The sequence below is a fragment of the Akkermansia muciniphila genome (assembly GCF_002884975.1).
Taxonomy (GTDB): domain Bacteria; phylum Verrucomicrobiota; class Verrucomicrobiia; order Verrucomicrobiales; family Akkermansiaceae; genus Akkermansia; species Akkermansia muciniphila_C.
This window is the reverse complement of record NZ_PJKB01000002.1, coordinates 351421-370585: the sequence shown is the minus strand read 5'-3', so window position 1 is coordinate 370585 and position 19165 is coordinate 351421. Positions and strand designations below refer to the sequence as shown.

Below are 19165 nucleotides of genomic sequence, written 5' to 3'. Positions count from 1 at the left end.
CGCAGGAACCAGACAAATTACTCCGGGCGCCTCCATTCAGCAATGGAGGCGCCTTTTTGTTTGCAATTTGCGCGGCAATCGTGAAAATAGGAAACCGTGAGCATGTTCCGGATACAGCACATTCTCCTGATTGCCGCCGCTGGGCTCTGCTCCTGCGCTACCGAACGTACGGTGACAACGAGCATGCAGCCCAAACAGCGTCCGGATTCCGCCAAAACGGATGCGGAGCTGATGGATGCGCTGGAAGCAAAATTCGCCGGCGGCTTCGGCCAGCAGACGGACAAGGAAGGCAATACCACCATGGTTTCCCAGAAACGAAGCTCCTTTGAAGGGCTCCGTTACAACGGAGACACGTCCCAGATTGAAAAAAAGGCTTTTGAAACCACCGCCTTTGAAAAAAAGAAATTTGACGGAGCCGCCACCAAATTTGAAACCAAAAAATGGGACGGCGTCAAATCCTTCACGGATGGCAAGGTGGATACCCCGGACTTTATTACCCACGCCAAAGGGGTGAATACCCATTCCTGGCAGGATGCGTCCAAACAATACGCCACCCAGAAATCCGACTTTGAGGGCCGTTCCTGGAAAGACGCGGACAAACACCTGGGCCGCACCGTCAACAGGGACATTGAAGCCAGGCGGCAGAGCTTTGAACAGCCCACCATCATGAGCGCACGGCAGGCCCAGGCGCGCACCATTCAGGAAACCCGGGAAATGATGGGGCGGACGGACTAGGACCACACCCCGTTCCGGACGTGATCCCATGCCACATTTCAGGTTCGACATTGTTTTCAGCCGCCATCTATAATCCAGCCCGTGAGTGCCAAAGACGTTCCTCCTTCCATCACCCTGCCTACCAGCGACTACTATACCATTGTCAAAATGAGCAATCATGCCGTCGTGGGAGTATTCCGCCAGCATGTCTTTGCCCGCCGCAGCACGCGCCGTTACGCACCCCCCATCCCGGAGGAACACGACTCCTACTGCGTTAAAAGAACGCCTGAACGTGTCATGGTGCAAATCTTTCATGACGGCAACGAAGTTTACCGTTGCATTTTTGTGCCGCCTGCCGATTATTGACGGCAGGACAACCATGAACGCGCCTTTTATCAGTCTGGCCTTTTGCCTGATCACAAGTCTGATTGCAGCCTGCTCCTCCCCCTCCGGCCCCAATGCGTGGACGCCGGTCACTTCCGGCCCGCCGCGCGCGCCCATCCCGCAGAACGAAGTTCTGGTCATTGATGAATATCCCATGGGGGAATACACGAATGTGGGGCACTTTAACGGTCCGGAAGGGCGGATTGTCCATGTCTCCATGGAAGACAAGGACCTGATTAACTACTTCACCAAGGAAGCGGCGGCCATGGGCGGCAACACTGTCGTCATCAGGGAACCGCGCATCCGCTACCGTTCCGGGGAAGGCAAAAGCAGCCGGGTGGACGTCATCCATGTGCGGGAGGAGATGGGAACGCACGGAGCGGAAGACCTGGGCATGGATTCCCTGCCCATTGATGAAGAATCCCTCCGGATTTATTAATCCGGCCAACCATTCACTACACCCCCCAAGCGGCCTTCCGCACGGGGGATTTTTAACCTTTCCTGTTGGCCGCGCCGCAATGCGGGCACTCCGCGCGCGGATTCCCGTCCCGTACATAGAACCGGAACCCGCAAATGCGGCACCGCTCCTTGTGCCTGCGGTCCAGGAAAGACCGCACCCAGGCCGTCACCAGGCAGACGAGCACTACGGCGCAAAAAGCTCCGGCTCCCACCAGGAACAGATGCAGCAAAAACTCCGGAAGGGACATGCTCACGGCTCTTCCTCCTTCCACTCAATGGACATGGTGCCGCTACGCGGCTCCCGGGATGGGGACCATCGCAGGGACCGGGCAAACCGCATGGCGGACTCATCCGCCCCGGAGCTTCCGGAAGACTCCATCAGCAGCACCTGGGAGGGCACGCCCCAGACGTCCACCACCACAAAAAACTCACTCCTCAACCCCGTATGGTCCTCGCTTCTGGAAAAACCGGACAGGGACCCGGCGGTGACAATCTGCCCATCCAGCCCCGGAGAACAGAAAGACAGGTAGGGGATGCACGTGCCGGAAACGTCCAGGGAAGGATTCAACATGGCGCGGATATGAAAATCCGGATGCTGCCACATGCGCCAGACCTGGTCCGCCACAGTAGGCACGGACACGGAGGGGAGAGGAGCCAGGGGCGTATCCGCCGAGCGCAGGGAGGGCAGCGTGATCCCCGTTTCCCCGATCGGCCCCGCCGTCACCGGATCAGCCCAGACAGGGCCCCTCACAGGCAGGGGCGTATTGCGCAGCACATACTGGTGCAGGCGCGGGTTATCTGCGGGCAGCAGCACAACGGCGCCCGGCTGCTCCCCCGTTTTGCGCGCTCCCGGAACATCCACATGGACAAATAGGGCGGCAATGAACAGGCAGACGCCGAACACAAGCATCCATAGCAAAATACGCCAGCGCAAAATGCCGGTATCCCGCCAGTCAAACGTCAACCCCAGATGAAGGTCGAAAATCTTGGCCCGGCTCTTTTTGTTCAGCTTCATGCGGAAGAAAGGAAAAAAAAGTCAATCCGCCGGCTCCGCGGCAATATAGCACGTCATTCCCCTGGCAAGCACCATGTCCACCAGCTGCTGCTCCAGAGCACGGGAAACGGCGGAATCCAGCCTCAGCGCAATGCTCATGCGCCCGCTGCCGTTCCCCTCATGCTCACGGGAAATACGGTCCAGCTCTGCGGAAACCCCGGGCAGACCACCCTCAATCAGGCGGTTTCCTATATAAAAAGCCGGCTGGTCCCCGGCCGTGACGGAAATAAACTCCGCATCCCCCACAATGTTCATCAGGAACCGGGAAGACGGGGCCTTCACCTCATATCCGTACGCCATCCCCACGCGGGAAGTCATGATCGTCAGCACACAGACCAGGACAACGAGATCCAGCAGGACAACCACCTGCATGAAAAACGCCCCGGTAGGCAACGTTGAACGGGTCTTGATCTGCACGCGCTTCCTCCTTCCTTATGGTTACCTTACACTCCGCGGCCCGTCATGCTCTCTCCCTCCTCCCGCCTCCGGCGTGCGTCGCACACCAGGCAGACGGCCTCCGTGCCGGCCCGTTCCAGAGAATGTACAATCTGGCGGGAGCGGGAAGCCAGGTAGGAATAAAACAGGTACGCCGGAATCGCAATGCTCAGACCCAGCGCGGAACTCAGCAGGGCCTGGTAAACGGCATCCGACATGGCGAGGGTGGGAGCCTTCCCTTCCAGCAGGCCCGGCTGGGAATAAAAGCCCACCAGTCCCTGAATGGTCCCCAGCACGCCTATCAGCGGGCTGACGGTAGCCACCACCAGCAGGCCGCGGATATTCTTCTCAATCTGGAACACCTCCATCTGGACGGAATCCTCCGCCACGGCGCGAAGCTCCTCGCGCGGCAGGCCGGAATGCGCCAGCACGGAGGAAACCACGCGGGGCGCAGGCCCCGGAAGAATGGAAGCCTCATGCCGGGCTTCATCCACGCTGCCGGCATTCACCAGCTTGGAAATGCCCCTCAAAAAATCCCCGGTATTAATCTGAATCCTGTGGAAATATAAAATCCGTTCCGCCACGACCGCCAGCGCATACACGGCCAGAACGCTCAAAACCCAGAACAACGGCCCTATCTTGATGATCAATTCATTCATAACCCTCTTTCTCGCGTTAAATCATGCACACTTTCCGTGTAATTTCAATCCAAACCTATGTAGCCCGGCACCCGAGCCTCTGCAGCAGCCGCGTTCCGGCCCACAGTAAAACGGCGCCAATCCACAGCCAGGAACCGAAGAACAGCAGCCACACCACATCAAACAGGCACATGCCGGAAAGCAGCAAGCCAACCGCCGCCTGAACGCGGGGCCTGCCCGCCTCACGCCTTGCCACCAGGGAAATCACGCACGTAAACGCAAACAGGCCGAAGGCATACCAGGCCAGCGCCGGAGGCAGGGAAGGCTCCCCCGCCGCATGGGCAAACACCAGCCCCGCCGCCAGAACCCACAGCCCGCGGCACAGCCCCATCAGAAGAATGGACCCGCTCCACAGCTTGTGAAACATATTATACAGGGAAATCACGATCAGCAGCAGGGCGCCCAGCGCAAACTCACCGCCCAGCACCATATTCAGCACCAGGCCGGACAACCCGGCCGCCAGTGCCAGAAGCCTCAGCACGGACACGCTCACCGCACCGCACGGCACCGGACGGTCCGGATAACGTGACGCGTCCCACCGGGCGTCCACACGGTCATTCTCCCACATGCCGTACAAATAAAAACACAGTCCCATCAGCACCGTGCCGGCGTACAGGCCGGCTGGCGGCAGCTCCGCCCCCCGGACAGCGGCCCAGGCCGCCGCCGCATTGGTAAACAGCGTGGGAATATTGGCCGGACGGGAGGAACGGACCACTCCCTGCAATAAACGGCAATTGTGCATCGCCGCACACTGTATAGGGAAAAACGGCATTTACCAAGCACATCCACAGTCAGCAGAAGCGGAGGAAACACCCTCCCTTCCATAAGGGATTCGCGCCATACATACCAAAAAATAGATTGTCTTTACAGGTCCGTCCCCTATCATCCTGAAACATTAAAGCTTCTTCTTACCCCTTCATGAATATCAGGACCCACTTCCAGGCGCTTCTCATCTGTACCATCGCCGTATCTGCACAGGGGCAAAGCATCGTGGACTCGCAGTCCTCCCTCCCCCGGGCCGTCCAGCTTCACGGGGATGACGGAAGGGAGACGGTGCGCCCGGACGAATCCAAGCGCATTTCCCCGAATGAGGCTCCGGCCTCCCGCATCCAGCCCCAGCGCATCGTCAACCGGATAGCGGCCACCGTGAACGGACGCCCCATCACGGCCAATGAAGTCAGCGTGCGGCTCATGCCCATCGGCGCCCAGCTGGCGGCCCAGTACCCCAAGCAGGGGCCCGAATTCTACAAGCAGCTTGCCCTGGCGAAGAAAAACATCATTGAAGACCTGGTGGAGCGCGAACTGCTCCGCAACGAATTTGAGGGCATGGGCGGCGTGATCCGCGACTCCCTCATTGACCAGGAAATCAACCGCACCATCCTGACCACCTTCAACGGCGACCGCTCCGCCTTCCTGAAAAACCTGAACCTGTCCGGCATGACTATCCGCGCCTTCCGGGAAATGACGAAAAAACAGCTCCAGGTCCAGATCATGCGCGCCTCCAAGTACGATCAGGAAATACCGCCCACCCCGGAAGAAATACGGCAGGAGTACGAGGCTACCAAGGAACAATACCGGGACCTGACCAAGGACAAAATCAAATTCAAGAAAATCTTCATTCCCATGCTGGGGGACGACTCCGCCTCCACGCCGGAAGTGCAGCTCAACCTGGCGGAACTCATCGCCAAGGAAATCAAATCCAAAAACGCCACCTTTGAAGACATGGCCAGGCGCTACTCCAAGGACCTGTACGCGGAAAAGGGCGGCGACTGGCCCGTCACGGAGCGCTCCACGCTCTCCCCGGAATCCGCGGCCATCATCTTTGGAGCCAATACCGGGGAAATCATCGGGCCGCTTGTAGACGCCACCGGCTTCACCATTGTGCTGGTGGAAAAGAAAGAACTGGCTCCGCCTCCCCCGCTCTCCGCCATCAAGGAGCAGATTGACATGATGGCGCGCAACAAGCGCAGCAATGAACGCTACAAAAAATGGGTGGAACGACTCCGTAAAAAAGCCATCGTCAAGGTGTATATCTAACCCCTCCCCTTTTCCCATCTTTCCCCCGTTGCCGGACCGGCTCTTCAACAAAGCCGGTCCGGCATCCTCTTTTCATCCCCCCGCGGTTCTTTGTCCATCAACCGAACCTTCCGCGCCACTCTCACATCCAGGGGGGGCCTCCCGGGCCAAGGCACTTTCCGGAAGACGGATTCATTCATACCGGACCGGCATCCCCAAGTCATCACGCCGGACACGTGAGGTCCGGATGAAAAAACCTGATCAGAAACCGTGTCCTGCGGAATAAAAATCTTGCAAGATTGCAGATTTCCAGTCGTAATATCACAGATATGTTCACCAACATTACACGCACGACCCTCTGCATCACTGCGTTCAGCATCGCCAGCCTCATGGCGGCCCCCCTGGACGCTACCAAAACGGAGAGCCTGGACTGGAACTGGAAATTTGCACGTTTCGGAAAAATGCCGGACGGCAGCACACAGCCGGAGCCCGGGAAAGCCATGGGGTTCGCCACTGCCACCAGTGAAGAATCCGGTAATCCTGCGGACAATGCCGTGGACGGGGACAAGTCCACCCGCTGGTGTGCCGACGGCGGTAAAAGCGGAGAAAAAATCACCGTGGACATGGGTCGCCCCGTGGATGTGAAAACCATCAATATCCTGTGGGAAAAACAGAACAACCATCTTTTCAAGCTGGAAGGCTCCGGTGACGGAAAACGCTGGACGACCATTGAAGACAAAACTTCCGGACAAAACAACTCCAAGGAAGACACAGTGGAAAACAAGGGCGGCAAGCCCCGCTACTTCCGGATTACCTGCACGGGCAACAACCAGGGCAACTGGGCCAGCATCCGTGAAATCACCTTTAAAAACGACAAGGGGGAAATCATCCGCCCGCAGGCGGCCGCCGGAGCCAGCAAGGCGGACCATCCCTCCAGCCCGGGCTTTAACGACAAAAACTGGCGTTCCCTGAACCTGCCGCATGACTGGGGTGTGGAAGGCCCGTACCGCATGGACCTCCCCAATGAAACCGGCAAGCTTCCCTGGGACGGCATCGGCTGGTACCGCAAGACGCTGGAAGTTCCCGCGGACGCCAAGGGCAACCAATTCTACCTGGACTTTGACGGCATCATGTCCCGCCCGAAAATCTATGTGAACGGGGACCTGGCCGGAGAATGGAAATACGGTTACGGCTCCTTCCGCGTGGACATCACGCCCTTCCTGAAATTCGGCCAGAAAAACACCATCGCCGTCAGGGTGGACAATCCCCCCAACTCCTCCCGCTGGTATCCGGGCGGCGGCATCCACCGCCACGTATGGCTCACGGAATCCAACCCCGTGCACATTGAACACTGGGGCGTCTTCGTCAAAACTCCGGAAGTCACCAAATCCGCCGCCAAGGTGGAAGTGGACACCACGGTGAAAAACACCACGGACAAGCCCGTCATCCCCACCGTTACGGAAGAAATCCTGGACGGTGACAAGGTAGTGGCTGCAACCACCACCAAGGGAGAAGCCATTCCCGCTGGGGAAAAGGGCAAGGTCACCAGCACGCTGTCCCTTAAAAACCCCACCCTGTGGACGCTCCAAGCCCCCCATCTGTACAAGATGAAGACCACCGTCAAGCTGGGTGACAAGATCATTGACCAGAAGCTCACGAACTTTGGCGTACGCACCATTGAATGGAAGCCCACGGGCTTCTACCTCAACGGGGAACGCGTGCAGCTCAAGGGTGTCTGCCAGCACCATGACCTGGGGCCGCTGGGCGGAGCCGCCCACACGCGCGGCTATGAACGCCAGATTGAAATCCTGAAGGAATTCGGCGTCAACTCCATCCGTACCTCCCACAACCCGCCCGCACCGGAAGTGCTGGACCTGTGCGACAAGATGGGCATCCTGGTCATTGACGAACTCTTTGACATGTGGCACAGCGCCAAAAAGGGGCAGGACTACCACAACTACTTTGACGAATGGCATGAACGCGACCTGGTCAACTTCTGCCACCGGGACCGCAACCACCCCAGCGTCATCGCCTGGAGCACGGGCAATGAAGTGCCGGAACAGGGCAATAAAAACCTGCACCATGTTTCCCAGACACTCACGGACCTCTTCCACCGGGAAGACCCCACCCGCAAAGTAACGGCAGGCTGCAATGACCGCGGCGCGGCGCGGAACGGTTTTGCGGACACCCTGGATGTCTACGGCTACAACTACAAGCCCGATGCATACAAGGGCTTCTCCAAGGACCGTCCGGACCAGCCCTTCTACGCCAGTGAAACCTCCTCCTGCGTCAGCACGCGGGGAGAATACTTCTTCCCGGTGGACTGGAACAAGAGCAAAGGCTTCTTCCTCTACCAAGTCAGCTCCTATGACCTTTACGCCCCCGGCTGGGCTTACCGCCCGGACGTGGAATTCGCCGCTCAGGACGACAACCCCAACAGTGCGGGCGAATACGTGTGGACGGGCTTCGACTACCTGGGCGAACCCACCCCGTACAACCTGGACGCCACCAACGCCCTGAACGTGCCGGAAGGACCGGAACGCGAAAAACTGATGGCGGAGCTCAAGAAAATGGGCAACCGCGCTCCCTCCCGCAGCTCCTACTTCGGCATCGTGGACCTGTGCGGATTCAAGAAGGACCGCTTCTACATCTACCAGGCCCACTGGAGGCCGGATGTCAAGATGGCCCACATCCTGCCGCACTGGAACTGGCCGGAACGCAAGGGTGAAGTAACGCCTGTGCACGTCTATACCAGCGGGGATGAAGCGGAACTCTTCCTGAACGGAAAATCCCAGGGCGTCCGTAAAAAGGGCACCGGTGACAAGGACCGCTACCGCCTCGTGTGGGAAGACGTGAAATACACGCCCGGCACCCTCAAGGTAGTCGCCAAAAAAGACGGCAAACCCTGGGCTACGGATACGGTAACTACCACTGGAAAACCGGCGGCGCTCACCCTCAAGCCGGACCGCAGTGAAATCAAGGGAGACGGCTATGACCTCTCCTACGTCACCGTAGCCGTCCGTGACGCGCAGGGCCGCATGGTGCCCCGCAGTAAAAACCAGCTCACCTTCAAGGTAAGCGGTCCGGCGGACATTGCCGGCATCTGCAACGGAGACCCCACGGACTTCACCACCATGGCCAATCCGGAAAATAAGAACATCATGAAAATCAAGGCTTTCAACGGCCTTGCCCAGGTTGTTCTGCGCTCCCGCAAGGGTGAATCCGGAAAAGTGACGCTCCAGGTCATCTCCAACGGCCTTAAACCGGCCCAGACGACCGTGACAGTCAAATAAACCGGGTACGAAGCATCTGCTCCGGCCGCCGGTTCCCGCCAGGGAGCCGGCGGCTTTTTCATGCGTCCGCCTCCGGGACGGAAAAGGCCTGTTTTCCTCCATTTACCGGATAGGTAGGGATTGAAAGAAAAAAACTTTATGGTACCCTTTTGCCCATGTCTGATCTGCCCAAAGCATATGATCCCTCCCTGGTGGAAGAAAAATGGCAATCCCGCTGGATTGAAGAAGGTTGTTTCAAGGCTGACCCGGCTTCTGAAAAGCCTGCCTACTCCATCGTCATTCCCCCGCCCAACGTCACGGGAGTGCTCCACCTGGGCCATGTGCTGAACAACACCATCCAGGACATTCTGGTGCGCCGCGCGCGCCAGAAGGGATATGAAGCCCTGTGGCTGCCCGGCACGGACCACGCGGGCATCGCCACCCAGGTGCGGGTGGAAAAGGATATCAAGCAGACAACGGGCCAGAGCCGCCATGACCTGGGCCGTGAAGCCTTTCTGGAAAAAGTCTGGGAATGGAAGGAAAAGCACGGCGGCATCATCATCAACCAGCTCCACAAGCTGGGCTGTTCCTGTGACTGGGACCGTGAACGCTTCACGATGGATGAGGAATACACCAAAGCCGTCGGGCAGGTCTTCATTGACCTCTTCAGGGAAGGCCTCATCTACCGCGGGCGCCGCATGGTCAACTGGTGCCCCGTTTCCCTTACCGCGCTTTCCGATGAAGAAGTCATCATGACGGAACAGAAAAGCAAGCTCTACACTGTCCTGTACAAGCTGGAAGACGGCTCCGGAGCTCTCCATGTAGCTACCACCCGCCCGGAAACCATCATGGCGGACGTGGCCGTGGCCGTGAACCCGAAGGACCCGCGGTACGCCCATCTCATCGGCAAAAACGTCATGCGCCCGCTCAACGCCGCCCCCATACCCGTCATTGGGGATGAATACGTGGAAATAGAATTCGGCACCGGCGCCCTGAAAATCACTCCGGCCCATGACAAGGCCGACTTTGAAATAGGCCGGAAATTCAACCTGGAAATCATTGACATCCTTACCCCGGACGGCCATGTCAATTGCCCGGAAGTGCCGGAACTCCACGGCATGGACCGCTTTGACGCGCGCCGGAAATCCGTGGAAATGCTGGAAGCCGCCGGTCTCATGGTCAAGATTGAAGACTATGACAACAAAGTGGGCTTCTCCGAACGCGCCAACGTCCCCATTGAACCGCGCCTCTCCATGCAGTGGTTCCTCAAATACCCCTGCGTGAAGGAAGCGGCGGACGCCGTAGCCGGCGGAGACATCACCTTCCGCCCCGCCCGCTGGGCGAAAACCTATGCGCACTGGCTGGAAAACATCCAGGACTGGTGCATCTCCCGCCAGCTCTGGTGGGGCCACCGTATCCCGGTCTGGTACAGGAAGGATAAGGCGGAGGAACTCAGGAACGCCCCTGCCCTGGACGCCTCCGCCCTGGAACAGGGCAGCCTTTACGTAGGAACCGAGCCCCCGGCGGACCCGGAAAACTGGATTCAGGACAGTGACGTGATGGACACGTGGTTCTCCTCCTGGCTGTGGCCCTTCTCTACCATGGATGATGAAACCCGCGCCAAATTCTACCCCACCTCGGACCTCGTCACGGGACCGGACATCATCTTCTTCTGGGTGGCCCGCATGATCATGGCCGGTTACCGCTTCCAGCATGACAAGCCGTTCAGCAACGTATTCTTTACATCCATCATCCGCGACAAGATTGGACGTAAAATGAGCAAATCCCTGGGCAATTCCCCGGACCCGCTGGACCTGATTGCCAACTACGGCGCGGACGGCCTCCGCTTCGGCCTCATGCGCATCGCCCCCACGGGCACGGACGTGCGCTTTGACGAAAGCCAGATCGGCGAAGGCAGGAACTTTGCCAACAAGCTTTACAACGCCACCCGCTTCCGCCTGATGCAGGGTGCGGCGGAGGAAGGCGCGGCTCCGCACTACTCCCCCGTGCACATCGCCATCATCTCCAAACTCAGGCAGCTTCACGCGGATGTGGAAAAAGCGCTGGCGGACTACGAATTCAACGCCCTCATCCAGGCCCTGTACCAATTCTTCTGGAACGAATACTGCGACCGCTTCCTGGAAGCCGTCAAGGGCGACCTGAGGGACGGCGCGGACCCCGCGGCGCGGGCGGCCACGCTCACCACCATGGACACGGTGCTCAGGCACTACCTGGCCCTGCTCCATCCGGTCATGCCCCACATCACGGAAGAACTCTGGGCCTCCCTGGGCTTTGCGGACGCCAACGGCGGCCTCCCGCTCATGCGCACACCCCTTCCCTCCGCGGACGCCCTGCTGGCCGGACTGGATGAAAAACGCATCACGCTGGCGAACACCCAGGCAGCCGCCCTCTATGAAACGGCCAACAAGGCGCGCAACCTGAAGGCGGAATACGACCTCTCCAACAACAAAAACGTCAGCTTCATCCTGAAAACCGCGCATGACGTTCCCCAGGACATCCTCTCCCGCCTTTCCATCCTGGCGAATGCCAAATCCGTCACCCGGGACGCGGGCTATGCAGCGCCCAAGGGCACGCCCGCGGCCCTGACGCCGCTGGGGGAACTCTTCCTTCCCCTGGACGGGCTCATTGACGTGGAAGCGGAAAAGGAACGCCTGGGCAAGGAACTGGATAAAATTGCCAGGGAAATCACCAAATCCTCCGCCAAGCTGGGCAATGCGGGCTTTGTGGAAAGAGCTCCGGCGGAAGTCGTGGAGCAGGAAAAAGCCCGTCTGGCGGATTGGGAAGCAAAACAGGCCCAATTGAAAGGCATGCTTGATTCCCTTTCCTAATCATCTATTCTTCCGGGAATGAATGACCTTCAACAGTACTTTGCCGGACGTGAGCAATTCATTGAATTGCTGGAAGCGGTCGGCATAGGGACTCTTGAACAATTCGCTTCCGTGGATCCCCTCACCGTTTTGCCTGAACTCCATCAGGCAAAACGGATGCTTAAGCTGAAAACGGCAATTCCCCCGGCCCCTCTATTCAGGGCATGGGTGGAGCAGGCCCTTTCATCCCCCACGGCGCCGGAACCGGCAGACCTGCCCGGCGCCCAGGCACCACTCCCCCTTGCCGTTCCCGTAGCTGAACCGGCCACGCCGCCGGCAACTCCACGGAAACCCGTCCGGGAAAAACGGCAGCGGAACTCTGACAGCCCTGCAAAACACCTCTCCACCAAGGCGAGGCTTCAGGAGGAACAAAGCTACCAGCCCGCCAAACCCGCCCATACTCCCCACGAACCGAAAACCTACCTGCGTAAAAAAGGAGTCAGGCACATGACCCCTTTCCGGACGTGGCTGGGGGCGGCCTCCGTCCTTCTGCTCTTTGTCAGCATCCTCTTTTCCATTGCGGTAACCACCCTGGTTCTCCTTAACGGAGAACGGGGCTGGCTAATCATCAGCCTCTGCTTCGGCCCCCTGTTCCTGGCGCTCATCCTGTACCTCTCCCTGGCTCTTCCCCGGAAATGCAGCGTATGCCGGGCGCATGTCTTCTCCTTCAAAAAATACACCCGCAACAAGGCGGCGCACTGCCTCCCCCTCTTCGGCTATGTATTTGCCACGGCTCTGCACGTGTTTCTCTTCCGCTGGTTCCGGTGCCCGGCCTGCGGTTCCTCCCAGCAGCTGGAGAAAGCCCGTGCTGACCAGGGCAAGCGCTGAGCGCCGGGTCCGTTTCTCCTGTTACAAGGCTCTCCGCGCCTGAACAGGCCTTTCGGCCCTTCCCTGCACCGGAATTAACCGCAACAGCTTCCTCCCCTTCACGGCGCTGTAAACAGGCTCCATGAGCGCCGGATTGATACCTCTCCGGGGTCTCTTTTCCCATATCTCCCATATCCGGATTCAGAAGCACAGGCAACCTTCCCGCATATTTCTTCCCCTCTCCAAGCCTGCACACTCCTTCCTGGGATGCACATGCGCCTGCCGGAACGCCTGCGGCATCCACCCGCCTGAAAAATCCACCAGCAGGCCATTCTCTTCAAAACCCTGCTCAGGGGAAAAACGGAGCAACAAAAACGCCGCCCTCTTTTCCAGAGGACGGCGTTCCAAAATCCTGAGGTGTCTCAATTAGAGCACTTCCGGAGCAAGGGAAACAATCTTCATGAACTTCTTTTCACGGAGTTCACGGGCGACCGGCCCGAAAATACGGGTACCGCGCGGGTTGTTGTCCTTGTCGATGATGACGACGGCGTTGCCGTCAAAGCGCAGCACGGAGCCGTCATCACGGCGGATCGGGGCGGCGGTGCGCACCACCACAGCCTTCACCACGGTACCCTTCTTCACGGAAGCGGTCGGAATGGATTCGCGGATGTGGCAGGTAATAATGTCGCCAATGTGGGCCTGACGGGTACGCTTGCCGATGACGCCAATCATCTTGGCGGAGCGGGCGCCGGTATTGTCGGCCACCTGGACTAGGGATTCCATCTGGATCATGGTATCAAATCTCCTTTATTTAATGGTTGATTCCTGATTAGTGGGTCAGCACTTCCACCAGTTCCCAGCACTTGAGCTTGGAAAGCGGGCGGGTTTCAACGATACGTACCTTATCGCCTACCTTGGCCGTGGAGTTTTCGTCATGAGCGTAGAACTTCTTGCTCTTCTTGACGATCTTCTTGAACTTGGGGTGCGGAACGCGGGCAACGTATTCCACAACGATGGTCTTGTCCATCTTGGTGGAGGTCACCACGCCGATGCGCGTCTTGCGAAGGCCGGGCTTCTTGGTTGTTTCGGTTTGTTCGGACATTGGATTCTAAAAGTGTTAGAATGTTCTGTTGTTACCGGAAATCCTCAGCTTACGCTTCCCCGGTTTCACCCTTAATGGTAAGGGCACGGGCAAGGTCCTTGCGGACAGTGCGGATTCTCTGGTTGTTTTCCAGCTGGCCGGTGGCCTGCTGGAGACGGAGATTGAAGAGTTCTTCACGAAGGCTGCGCACCAGAGCGGAAAGCTCCTTGGCGGACATAGCACGAAGTTCTTTGGGAGAGTTCTTATCGGACATGGTGATGAGTAGCTTTAGTGTTGAACGCCTTGACGGTAGACGAAGCGGGTAGGCACGCCCAGCTTGTTGGAAGCCAGACGAAGGGCTTCACGGGCCTGGGATTCGGTCACGCCGCCAACTTCAAACAGAATGTTGCCGGGGCGGACAACGGCCACCCAGCCTTCCACGGCGCCCTTGCCCTTACCCATACGGGTATCCGGGGGACGGGACGTGAAGGACTTCTGCGGGAAAATGCGGATGAACACCTTACCTTTACGTTTCAGGTAACGGTTGATCGCAATACGGCAGGCTTCAATCTGGTTGTTGGTGATCCAACCGCGGTCGAGCACCTGAAGGCCGAAGTCACCAAAGGCAACATAGGTACCGCTGGTGGCGTTGCCGGAACGGCTGCCGCGGTGCATCTTGCGGTGCTTCACTCTTTTGGGCATTAAAGGCATATCTTATTCCTCCTTGTGTTAAGTGTGATGAACAATGTGATGGCGGCTTTTTTAGGCACGCGGACGACGGGGACCGCGGGGGCCGGACGGGCGGGAATTCTGCTGGGAGACGACTTCATCGCGCTTGTTGACCCAGCACTTCACGCCAATGATGCCGTAAAGAGTGCGGGCTTCGGCAAAACCGTAGTCGATCGGAGTGCGGAGCGTCTGCAACGGCACTTTGCCTTCGCGGTACCATTCGGCACGGGCGATGTCAGCGCCGCCGAGACGGCCGGCGCAGCGGATGCGGATGCCGTCGGCGCCACGTTCCATGGCTACCTGCACGGCGCGCTTCATGGCGCGGCGGAAGGAAACGCGGCGTTCCAGCTGAACGGCCACGTTTTCAGCGATGAGCTGGGCGTCCGTTTCAGGGGAGCGGATTTCCACGATGTCAATGTTGACCTGGGTGGAAGCGCCGCACAGGCCCTGAAGGTACTGGCGGATCTTTTCAATTTCTTCACCCTTGCGGCCGATGACAAGGCCCGGACGGGCGGTGTGGACGGTAATGCGGACGCTGTTCCAGGCACGTTCAATCACGATGCTGGAGACGGCGGCGGACATCAACTGTTCCTTGATGTACTTGCGCATCACCAAGTCTTCATGCAGCTTGGTGGCGTAATCCTGGCCCGTGGCGTACCACTTGGAGCGCCAGTCCTTGTTGACGGCGAGGCGGAACCCGATTGGATTTACTTTCTGACCCATGATATTAGTTCAGCTATATGTGTGTTAGATTGGTATGACCTAGCCTTCTTGATCGGCCAGGATAACGGTGATATGGGATGTGCGCTTGCGGATCATGTTGGCGGATCCACGGGCGCGGGGCATCGTGCGGCGCATGGTGGGGCCTTCATCGACCATGACGGATTTGACCACCAGCGTGTCAACGGACAGTTCCGCATTGTTTTCGGCATTGGCCAAAGCGGACTTGAGCGTCTTATTCAGCAGGTAGGCACCCTTCTTGGGGGTGTAGGACAGGATGTCGGTCGCCTGGGAGACGGACAAGCCTTGGATTTCTTGAGCAATATCGCGCATCTTCTTGGCAGAGATGCGGGCGTATTTGTAAACAGCTTTCACTTCCATGGGTTTTTCCTCGTAGTGCAGGTTATTGATGAAGATGATTTAGTCGTTGGTTTTTACTGAGGCAGAATCTCCGACGCGCACCGGATCGGCAGGCGCCACAAGTTTCTGAACAAGCGCGCCACATACTTCCTTGCGGACGTCCGTGACCACGGCTTCTCCGATGGTTTGCGCTCCCCGGGTCACCTGTACCGGCATCCCGACTTGCATCCCCGCCGTCTTGCCGGCGTTCAGCACCACTACTCCGGACTCGGAGTCAATGCTGAGCACCTTGGCTTCCGCCAGGGTTCCCGCGCCATCTCGCACGGGCTGTTGCCTGTATCCCAGAACGGAGTCCAGCAGGCGCAGGGAGCTTTCCACCGCGGTCCTGGAGTTCGCATCCTCGGATATGGCTTGTTTCATGTAGGCGAGGATAGCTCCGGAGAGCTTGACGGACGCCTGTTCCAACCGCTGGATGCGGTCATTGAGAACTTCGATGTCTGCCATTGCCTGAATCAGGCGTTCCTCACTATTACCTAGCGCTGCGCCTCCCAAAGCTTCCAGCCGGGAACGGATGTCCACCAGCTGGGCGGCCGCCTTGTCGGCGTCGCTGCGGGCCTGGACATAGGATGCCTTAAGGGCCGCATTCTGCTTTTCGAGACGCTCGATTCTGCGCGTCAGTGCCGCCGTATCCTCTTCCGCTCCCTGCAGTATTCCGCCCAGCCCCACAAGGGTGGTGAGGGAGTACGCAAGGATGGAAGAAGAGTTCGACATGTTGATTGTTAACTTACTGATTACTTCTTACCGATACCGCCGTGCTGTTTGAAGACACGAGTCGGGGCAAATTCACCAAGCTTGTGGCCTACCATGTTTTCCGTGACGTACACGGTGGCAAAGTTCTTGCCGGCGTGCACCAGGAAGGTCAGACCGACGAAGTCAGGCGTAATCATGGATGCGCGGCTCCAGGTCTTGATCGGCTTGCGGTCACCGGATTCAAGCTGAGCGTCAACCTTGGTGAGAAGCTTCTGACTGACAAAAGGGCCTTTTTTGAGAGAACGTCCCATGTTATATGATCCTAGTTAAAGTTATTGTGTATTGGTTACTTGGCGTTGCGGCGCTGTACGATGACGGAGTCGCTGGGCTTGCGGAGACGGCGGGTCTTCTGGCCCTTGACGTGGCCCCACGGGGACTTGAGGTGCTGGCGGCCGCCGCCGGACTTGGACTTACCTTCACCACCACCGTTCGGGTGGTCGACGGGGTTCATCGTCATACCGCGCACGGTGGGACGAACGCCCATCCAGCGGGTGCGGCCGGCCTTGCCGGACATTTCGTTCATGTGCTGGGTATTGCCAACCTGACCGATGGTGCAGTAGCAATCCTCATTGAAACGGCGGATTTCACCGGAGGGCATTTTGATCAGGGCATAGCCGGCTTCGCGGTTGGAAACAATGGCCTGCTGACCGGCTGCGCGGGCAACCTTGCCGCCGGAACCCGGACGGATTTCAATGTTGTGAACGGAGGTACCCAGGGGAACGTTCTTCAGGGGCATGGCATTGCCTACCTTGGGAGCAACCTTCTGGCCGCTTTCCACCTTCATGCCCACCTGGAGGCCCGTAGGAGCCAGGATGTAGGACTTTTCACCGTCCTTGTATTCAATCAGGGCGATTCGGCAGGTGCGGTTGGGATCGTATTCAATAGTAAGCACGGTGGCGGGCACGTCAAACTTGTTGCGCTTGAAGTCCACCAGGCGATACTTGCGCTTGTGGCCACCGCCGATGTGGCGGGTGGTGATGCGGCCGTTGTTGTTGCGGCCGCCGGATTTCTTGAGGGGTCTGCAGAGACTCTTTTCCGGGGTGGAGGTGGTGATTTCGTCAAAGGACGGCCACACCTTGTAGCGGTTAGAGGGAGTAACTGGCTTGAATGACTTGAGGGACATGATAGCTTTCCTTCCTAATAGGGGCGTTAAACGAGGTCAAGGGTTTCACCGTTGGCAAGCTTGATGTAAGCTTTTTTCCAGTGGGCGGTGCGACCTGCATCAGCGCGGCGCTGACGCTTGAGCTTGCCGTCATAGTTGGCGGTGCGCACGGAAGCGACCTTCTTGCCGAAAGCAACTTCGACAGCCTTTTTGATTTCGATTTTGTTGGCGTCACGGTCAACTTCAAGGACCAGCTCACCAGTGGTTTCCTGGAGCATGGTGGCCTTTTCGCTGATGCGCACCTTCTTGATGACTTGGTAAATGTCTTTCATGGCTTCTTAAGCAGTACGGCTGGCGAGGGTTTCTAAAGCGTTGTCAACGAGGATCACTGCACCAGCGTTCATGAGCTGTTCAATGTTCACTTCTGCGGCGGTCATCAGGAGGACTTCCTGAACGTTGCGGCCGGCAAGATAGGTGGATTCGTCAAAGGAGGCAGCCACGATGAGCACCTTCTTGGCGTCCGTCAGTTCCTTGACGGCCTTGATGAAGGACTTGGTCTTGCCATCAGCCACGGAGAATTCGGAAATGGTGCTGACCTTGGAACCGGCGATCAGGTCACCCAGAACGCGGCGCAGGGCCAGGCGGCGGGTGCTCTTGTTCACCTTCTTGGTGTAGTCGCAGGGGCGGGGACCGAAGACCACGCCGCCGCCCACAAAAATGGGAGCGCGCTTGTCGCCGTGACGGGCGTTACCGGTGCCCTTCTGGCGGAAGATCTTCTTGTTGTTGCCGCTGACTTCAGCGCGGGTCTTGGAGTTGGCGGAACCGGTACGGCGGTTTGCCTGGTAAGCCACGATGAGGTCATGAACGGCCTGGGAGCCCTTGTCACTGCCTACAAGCTGGATGTTGGCGGCAGCGGCGGCTTCTAATGTAAAGGTATTTGCGGACATAGATAGGTTTTCCTATAATCAATGTGAGGTTAACTAAAGCCTACTTCTTCTTGGCGGGGCGGATCACGAGGTAGGAACCGCGTGCACCGGGAACAGCGCCGGAGATAAGAATGACGTTGTCTTCCGGACGAACAGCCACAACCTTCAGGTTCTGTACCGTGCGCTTGGCATTGCCCATCTGTCCGGGCATTTTCTGGTTCTTCCAGACGCGGCCAGGGGTGGAGCAGCCACCCACACCACCGGTACGGCGGTGCATCATGGAACCGTGGGCGGCGGGAGAGCCGTGGAAGTTGTGGCGGCGCATCGCGCCCTGGAAGCCCTTGCCCTTGGAAGTGCCGATCACGTCAACCCACTGGCCGGCGGAAAAGAGGTCCACGCCGGGATCTTCTGCGCCTTCAGCAGGCAGTTCGGAAGCTTCCACGCGGAATTCCTTGAGGAGCTTGGTGGGCTGGATGCCCAGTTTCTTGAAGTGGCCGGCCTGAGGCTTGGCCACGCGGCTTTCCTTCTGCGCATCAAAGGCAACCTGAATAGCGTTGTAGCCATCCTTGTCTTCCGTTTTGATCTGGGCGAAGGTGTTGCCCTTTACGTCGATGACGGTCACGGGCACCATAGCGCCGGATTCCTGGTCAAACAGGCGGGTCATGCCGACCTTTTTTCCGATAAGTCCTAGAGCCATTGTAGTGTGTCTT

The 19165-nt window shown here is 58.4% G+C and carries 24 protein-coding genes; 7 read left to right on the top strand and 17 right to left on the bottom strand.

The annotated features are described in order from the left end of the window. Positions 1–102: 102 nt before the first annotated feature. The 3 genes from CXU21_RS07655 (at position 103) to CXU21_RS07645 (ending at position 1537) form a co-directional block, all read left to right on the top strand. Positions 103–735: a hypothetical protein gene (locus CXU21_RS07655; protein ID WP_102712327.1), complete on the top strand. Its 633-nt coding sequence runs from the start codon at positions 103–105 to the stop codon at positions 733–735. 81 nt (positions 736–816) lie between these two features. Beyond that, positions 817–1080, top strand: coding sequence for a hypothetical protein (locus tag CXU21_RS07650; RefSeq protein WP_012419340.1), 264 nt, complete (start codon positions 817–819; stop codon positions 1078–1080). A 13-nt stretch (positions 1081–1093) separates the two neighbouring features. Then, positions 1094–1537 carry a hypothetical protein gene (locus tag CXU21_RS07645; protein ID WP_102712325.1) on the top strand — a complete coding sequence of 148 codons (444 nt, stop codon included), beginning with the start codon at positions 1094–1096 and terminating at the stop codon, positions 1535–1537. A gap of 52 nt (positions 1538–1589) precedes the next feature. On the opposite strand, the gene CXU21_RS07640 is transcribed toward CXU21_RS07645, so the two are convergent. Genes CXU21_RS07640 through CXU21_RS07620 form a run of 5 tightly spaced genes read right to left on the bottom strand, consistent with a single transcriptional unit; the run spans position 1590 to position 4486 of the window. Further along, on the bottom strand, positions 1590–1811 hold the full coding sequence (locus CXU21_RS07640) for a hypothetical protein (protein WP_146016575.1): 222 nt from the start codon (positions 1809–1811) through the stop codon (positions 1590–1592). Continuing rightward, the gene (locus CXU21_RS07635) at positions 1808–2572 is read right to left on the bottom strand and encodes an energy transducer TonB (RefSeq protein WP_102725633.1); all 765 of its coding nucleotides are present in this window, start codon (positions 2570–2572) and stop codon (positions 1808–1810) included. Before CXU21_RS07635 ends, CXU21_RS07640 begins: the two co-directional genes overlap by 4 nt. A 21-nt stretch (positions 2573–2593) precedes the next feature. Then, positions 2594–3028: a hypothetical protein gene (locus CXU21_RS07630; RefSeq protein WP_146016573.1), complete on the bottom strand. Its 435-nt coding sequence runs from the start codon at positions 3026–3028 to the stop codon at positions 2594–2596. Positions 3029–3054: 26 nt separating this feature from the next. Continuing rightward, positions 3055–3705, bottom strand: coding sequence for a MotA/TolQ/ExbB proton channel family protein (locus CXU21_RS07625; protein ID WP_102712316.1), 651 nt, complete (start codon positions 3703–3705; stop codon positions 3055–3057). 55 nt (positions 3706–3760) lie between these two features. Further along, entirely contained in the window at positions 3761–4486 is a 726-nt protein-coding gene (locus CXU21_RS07620) for a UbiA family prenyltransferase (RefSeq protein ID WP_180972716.1), read from the bottom strand. Between the two features lie 176 nt (positions 4487–4662). On the opposite strand from CXU21_RS07620, the gene CXU21_RS07615 reads away from it, so the two are divergent. The 4 genes from CXU21_RS07615 to CXU21_RS07600 all read left to right on the top strand — a co-directional run bounded on the left by CXU21_RS07615 (position 4663) and on the right by CXU21_RS07600 (position 12748). Then, positions 4663–5781 carry a peptidylprolyl isomerase gene (locus CXU21_RS07615; protein WP_102712312.1) on the top strand — a complete coding sequence of 373 codons (1119 nt, stop codon included), beginning with the start codon at positions 4663–4665 and terminating at the stop codon, positions 5779–5781. Positions 5782–6089: 308 nt separating this feature from the next. Next, the gene (galB, locus tag CXU21_RS07610; protein ID WP_102725631.1) at positions 6090–9053 is read left to right on the top strand and encodes a beta-galactosidase GalB; all 2964 of its coding nucleotides are present in this window, start codon (positions 6090–6092) and stop codon (positions 9051–9053) included. Positions 9054–9208: 155 nt separating this feature from the next. Beyond that, positions 9209–11881 carry a valine--tRNA ligase gene (locus tag CXU21_RS07605; protein WP_102725630.1) on the top strand — a complete coding sequence of 891 codons (2673 nt, stop codon included), beginning with the start codon at positions 9209–9211 and terminating at the stop codon, positions 11879–11881. Between the two features lie 18 nt (positions 11882–11899). After that, the gene (locus tag CXU21_RS07600) at positions 11900–12748 is read left to right on the top strand and encodes a hypothetical protein (RefSeq protein WP_102725629.1); all 849 of its coding nucleotides are present in this window, start codon (positions 11900–11902) and stop codon (positions 12746–12748) included. Positions 12749–13153: 405 nt separating this feature from the next. Here the strand turns inward: CXU21_RS07600 and rplN are convergent, their stop codons facing one another. The 12 genes from rplN to rplC are packed head-to-tail and all read right to left on the bottom strand — an operon-like array spanning position 13154 to position 19152. After that, positions 13154–13519 (bottom strand): 50S ribosomal protein L14, encoded by a 366-nt coding sequence (gene rplN / locus CXU21_RS07590; protein ID WP_012419350.1) that lies wholly within the window; start codon positions 13517–13519, stop codon positions 13154–13156. Positions 13520–13556: 37 nt separating this feature from the next. Then, complete coding sequence (gene rpsQ, locus CXU21_RS07585) at positions 13557–13829, bottom strand: 30S ribosomal protein S17 (protein ID WP_102712302.1); 273 nt, start codon at positions 13827–13829, stop codon at positions 13557–13559. 49 nt (positions 13830–13878) lie between these two features. Next, entirely contained in the window at positions 13879–14082 is a 204-nt protein-coding gene (rpmC, locus tag CXU21_RS07580) for a 50S ribosomal protein L29 (protein ID WP_022397797.1), read from the bottom strand. Positions 14083–14096: 14 nt separating this feature from the next. Continuing rightward, positions 14097–14519 carry a 50S ribosomal protein L16 gene (gene rplP, locus CXU21_RS07575; protein ID WP_022397796.1) on the bottom strand — a complete coding sequence of 141 codons (423 nt, stop codon included), beginning with the start codon at positions 14517–14519 and terminating at the stop codon, positions 14097–14099. Between the two features lie 51 nt (positions 14520–14570). After that, the gene (gene rpsC / locus CXU21_RS07570; protein WP_012419354.1) at positions 14571–15260 is read right to left on the bottom strand and encodes a 30S ribosomal protein S3; all 690 of its coding nucleotides are present in this window, start codon (positions 15258–15260) and stop codon (positions 14571–14573) included. Positions 15261–15299: 39 nt separating this feature from the next. Beyond that, entirely contained in the window at positions 15300–15638 is a 339-nt protein-coding gene (gene rplV, locus CXU21_RS07565) for a 50S ribosomal protein L22 (RefSeq protein ID WP_102712300.1), read from the bottom strand. 39 nt (positions 15639–15677) lie between these two features. After that, positions 15678–16388 (bottom strand): hypothetical protein, encoded by a 711-nt coding sequence (locus tag CXU21_RS07560; protein ID WP_102712298.1) that lies wholly within the window; start codon positions 16386–16388, stop codon positions 15678–15680. Positions 16389–16408: 20 nt separating this feature from the next. Beyond that, positions 16409–16678, bottom strand: a complete 270-nt coding sequence (rpsS, locus tag CXU21_RS07555; RefSeq protein WP_102712296.1) for a 30S ribosomal protein S19 — start codon at positions 16676–16678, stop codon at positions 16409–16411. A 35-nt stretch (positions 16679–16713) separates the two neighbouring features. Further along, positions 16714–17550, bottom strand: coding sequence for a 50S ribosomal protein L2 (rplB, locus tag CXU21_RS07550; protein WP_012419358.1), 837 nt, complete (start codon positions 17548–17550; stop codon positions 16714–16716). A 26-nt stretch (positions 17551–17576) separates the two neighbouring features. Continuing rightward, a complete protein-coding gene (rplW, locus tag CXU21_RS07545) occupies positions 17577–17861 on the bottom strand; it encodes a 50S ribosomal protein L23 (protein ID WP_022397790.1) in 285 nt (94 codons plus the stop codon). 6 nt (positions 17862–17867) lie between these two features. Beyond that, complete coding sequence (gene rplD, locus CXU21_RS07540; protein ID WP_102712294.1) at positions 17868–18476, bottom strand: 50S ribosomal protein L4; 609 nt, start codon at positions 18474–18476, stop codon at positions 17868–17870. 40 nt (positions 18477–18516) lie between these two features. Next, positions 18517–19152 carry a 50S ribosomal protein L3 gene (gene rplC, locus CXU21_RS07535; protein ID WP_022397788.1) on the bottom strand — a complete coding sequence of 212 codons (636 nt, stop codon included), beginning with the start codon at positions 19150–19152 and terminating at the stop codon, positions 18517–18519. Between the last annotated feature and the right edge of the window lie 13 nt (positions 19153–19165).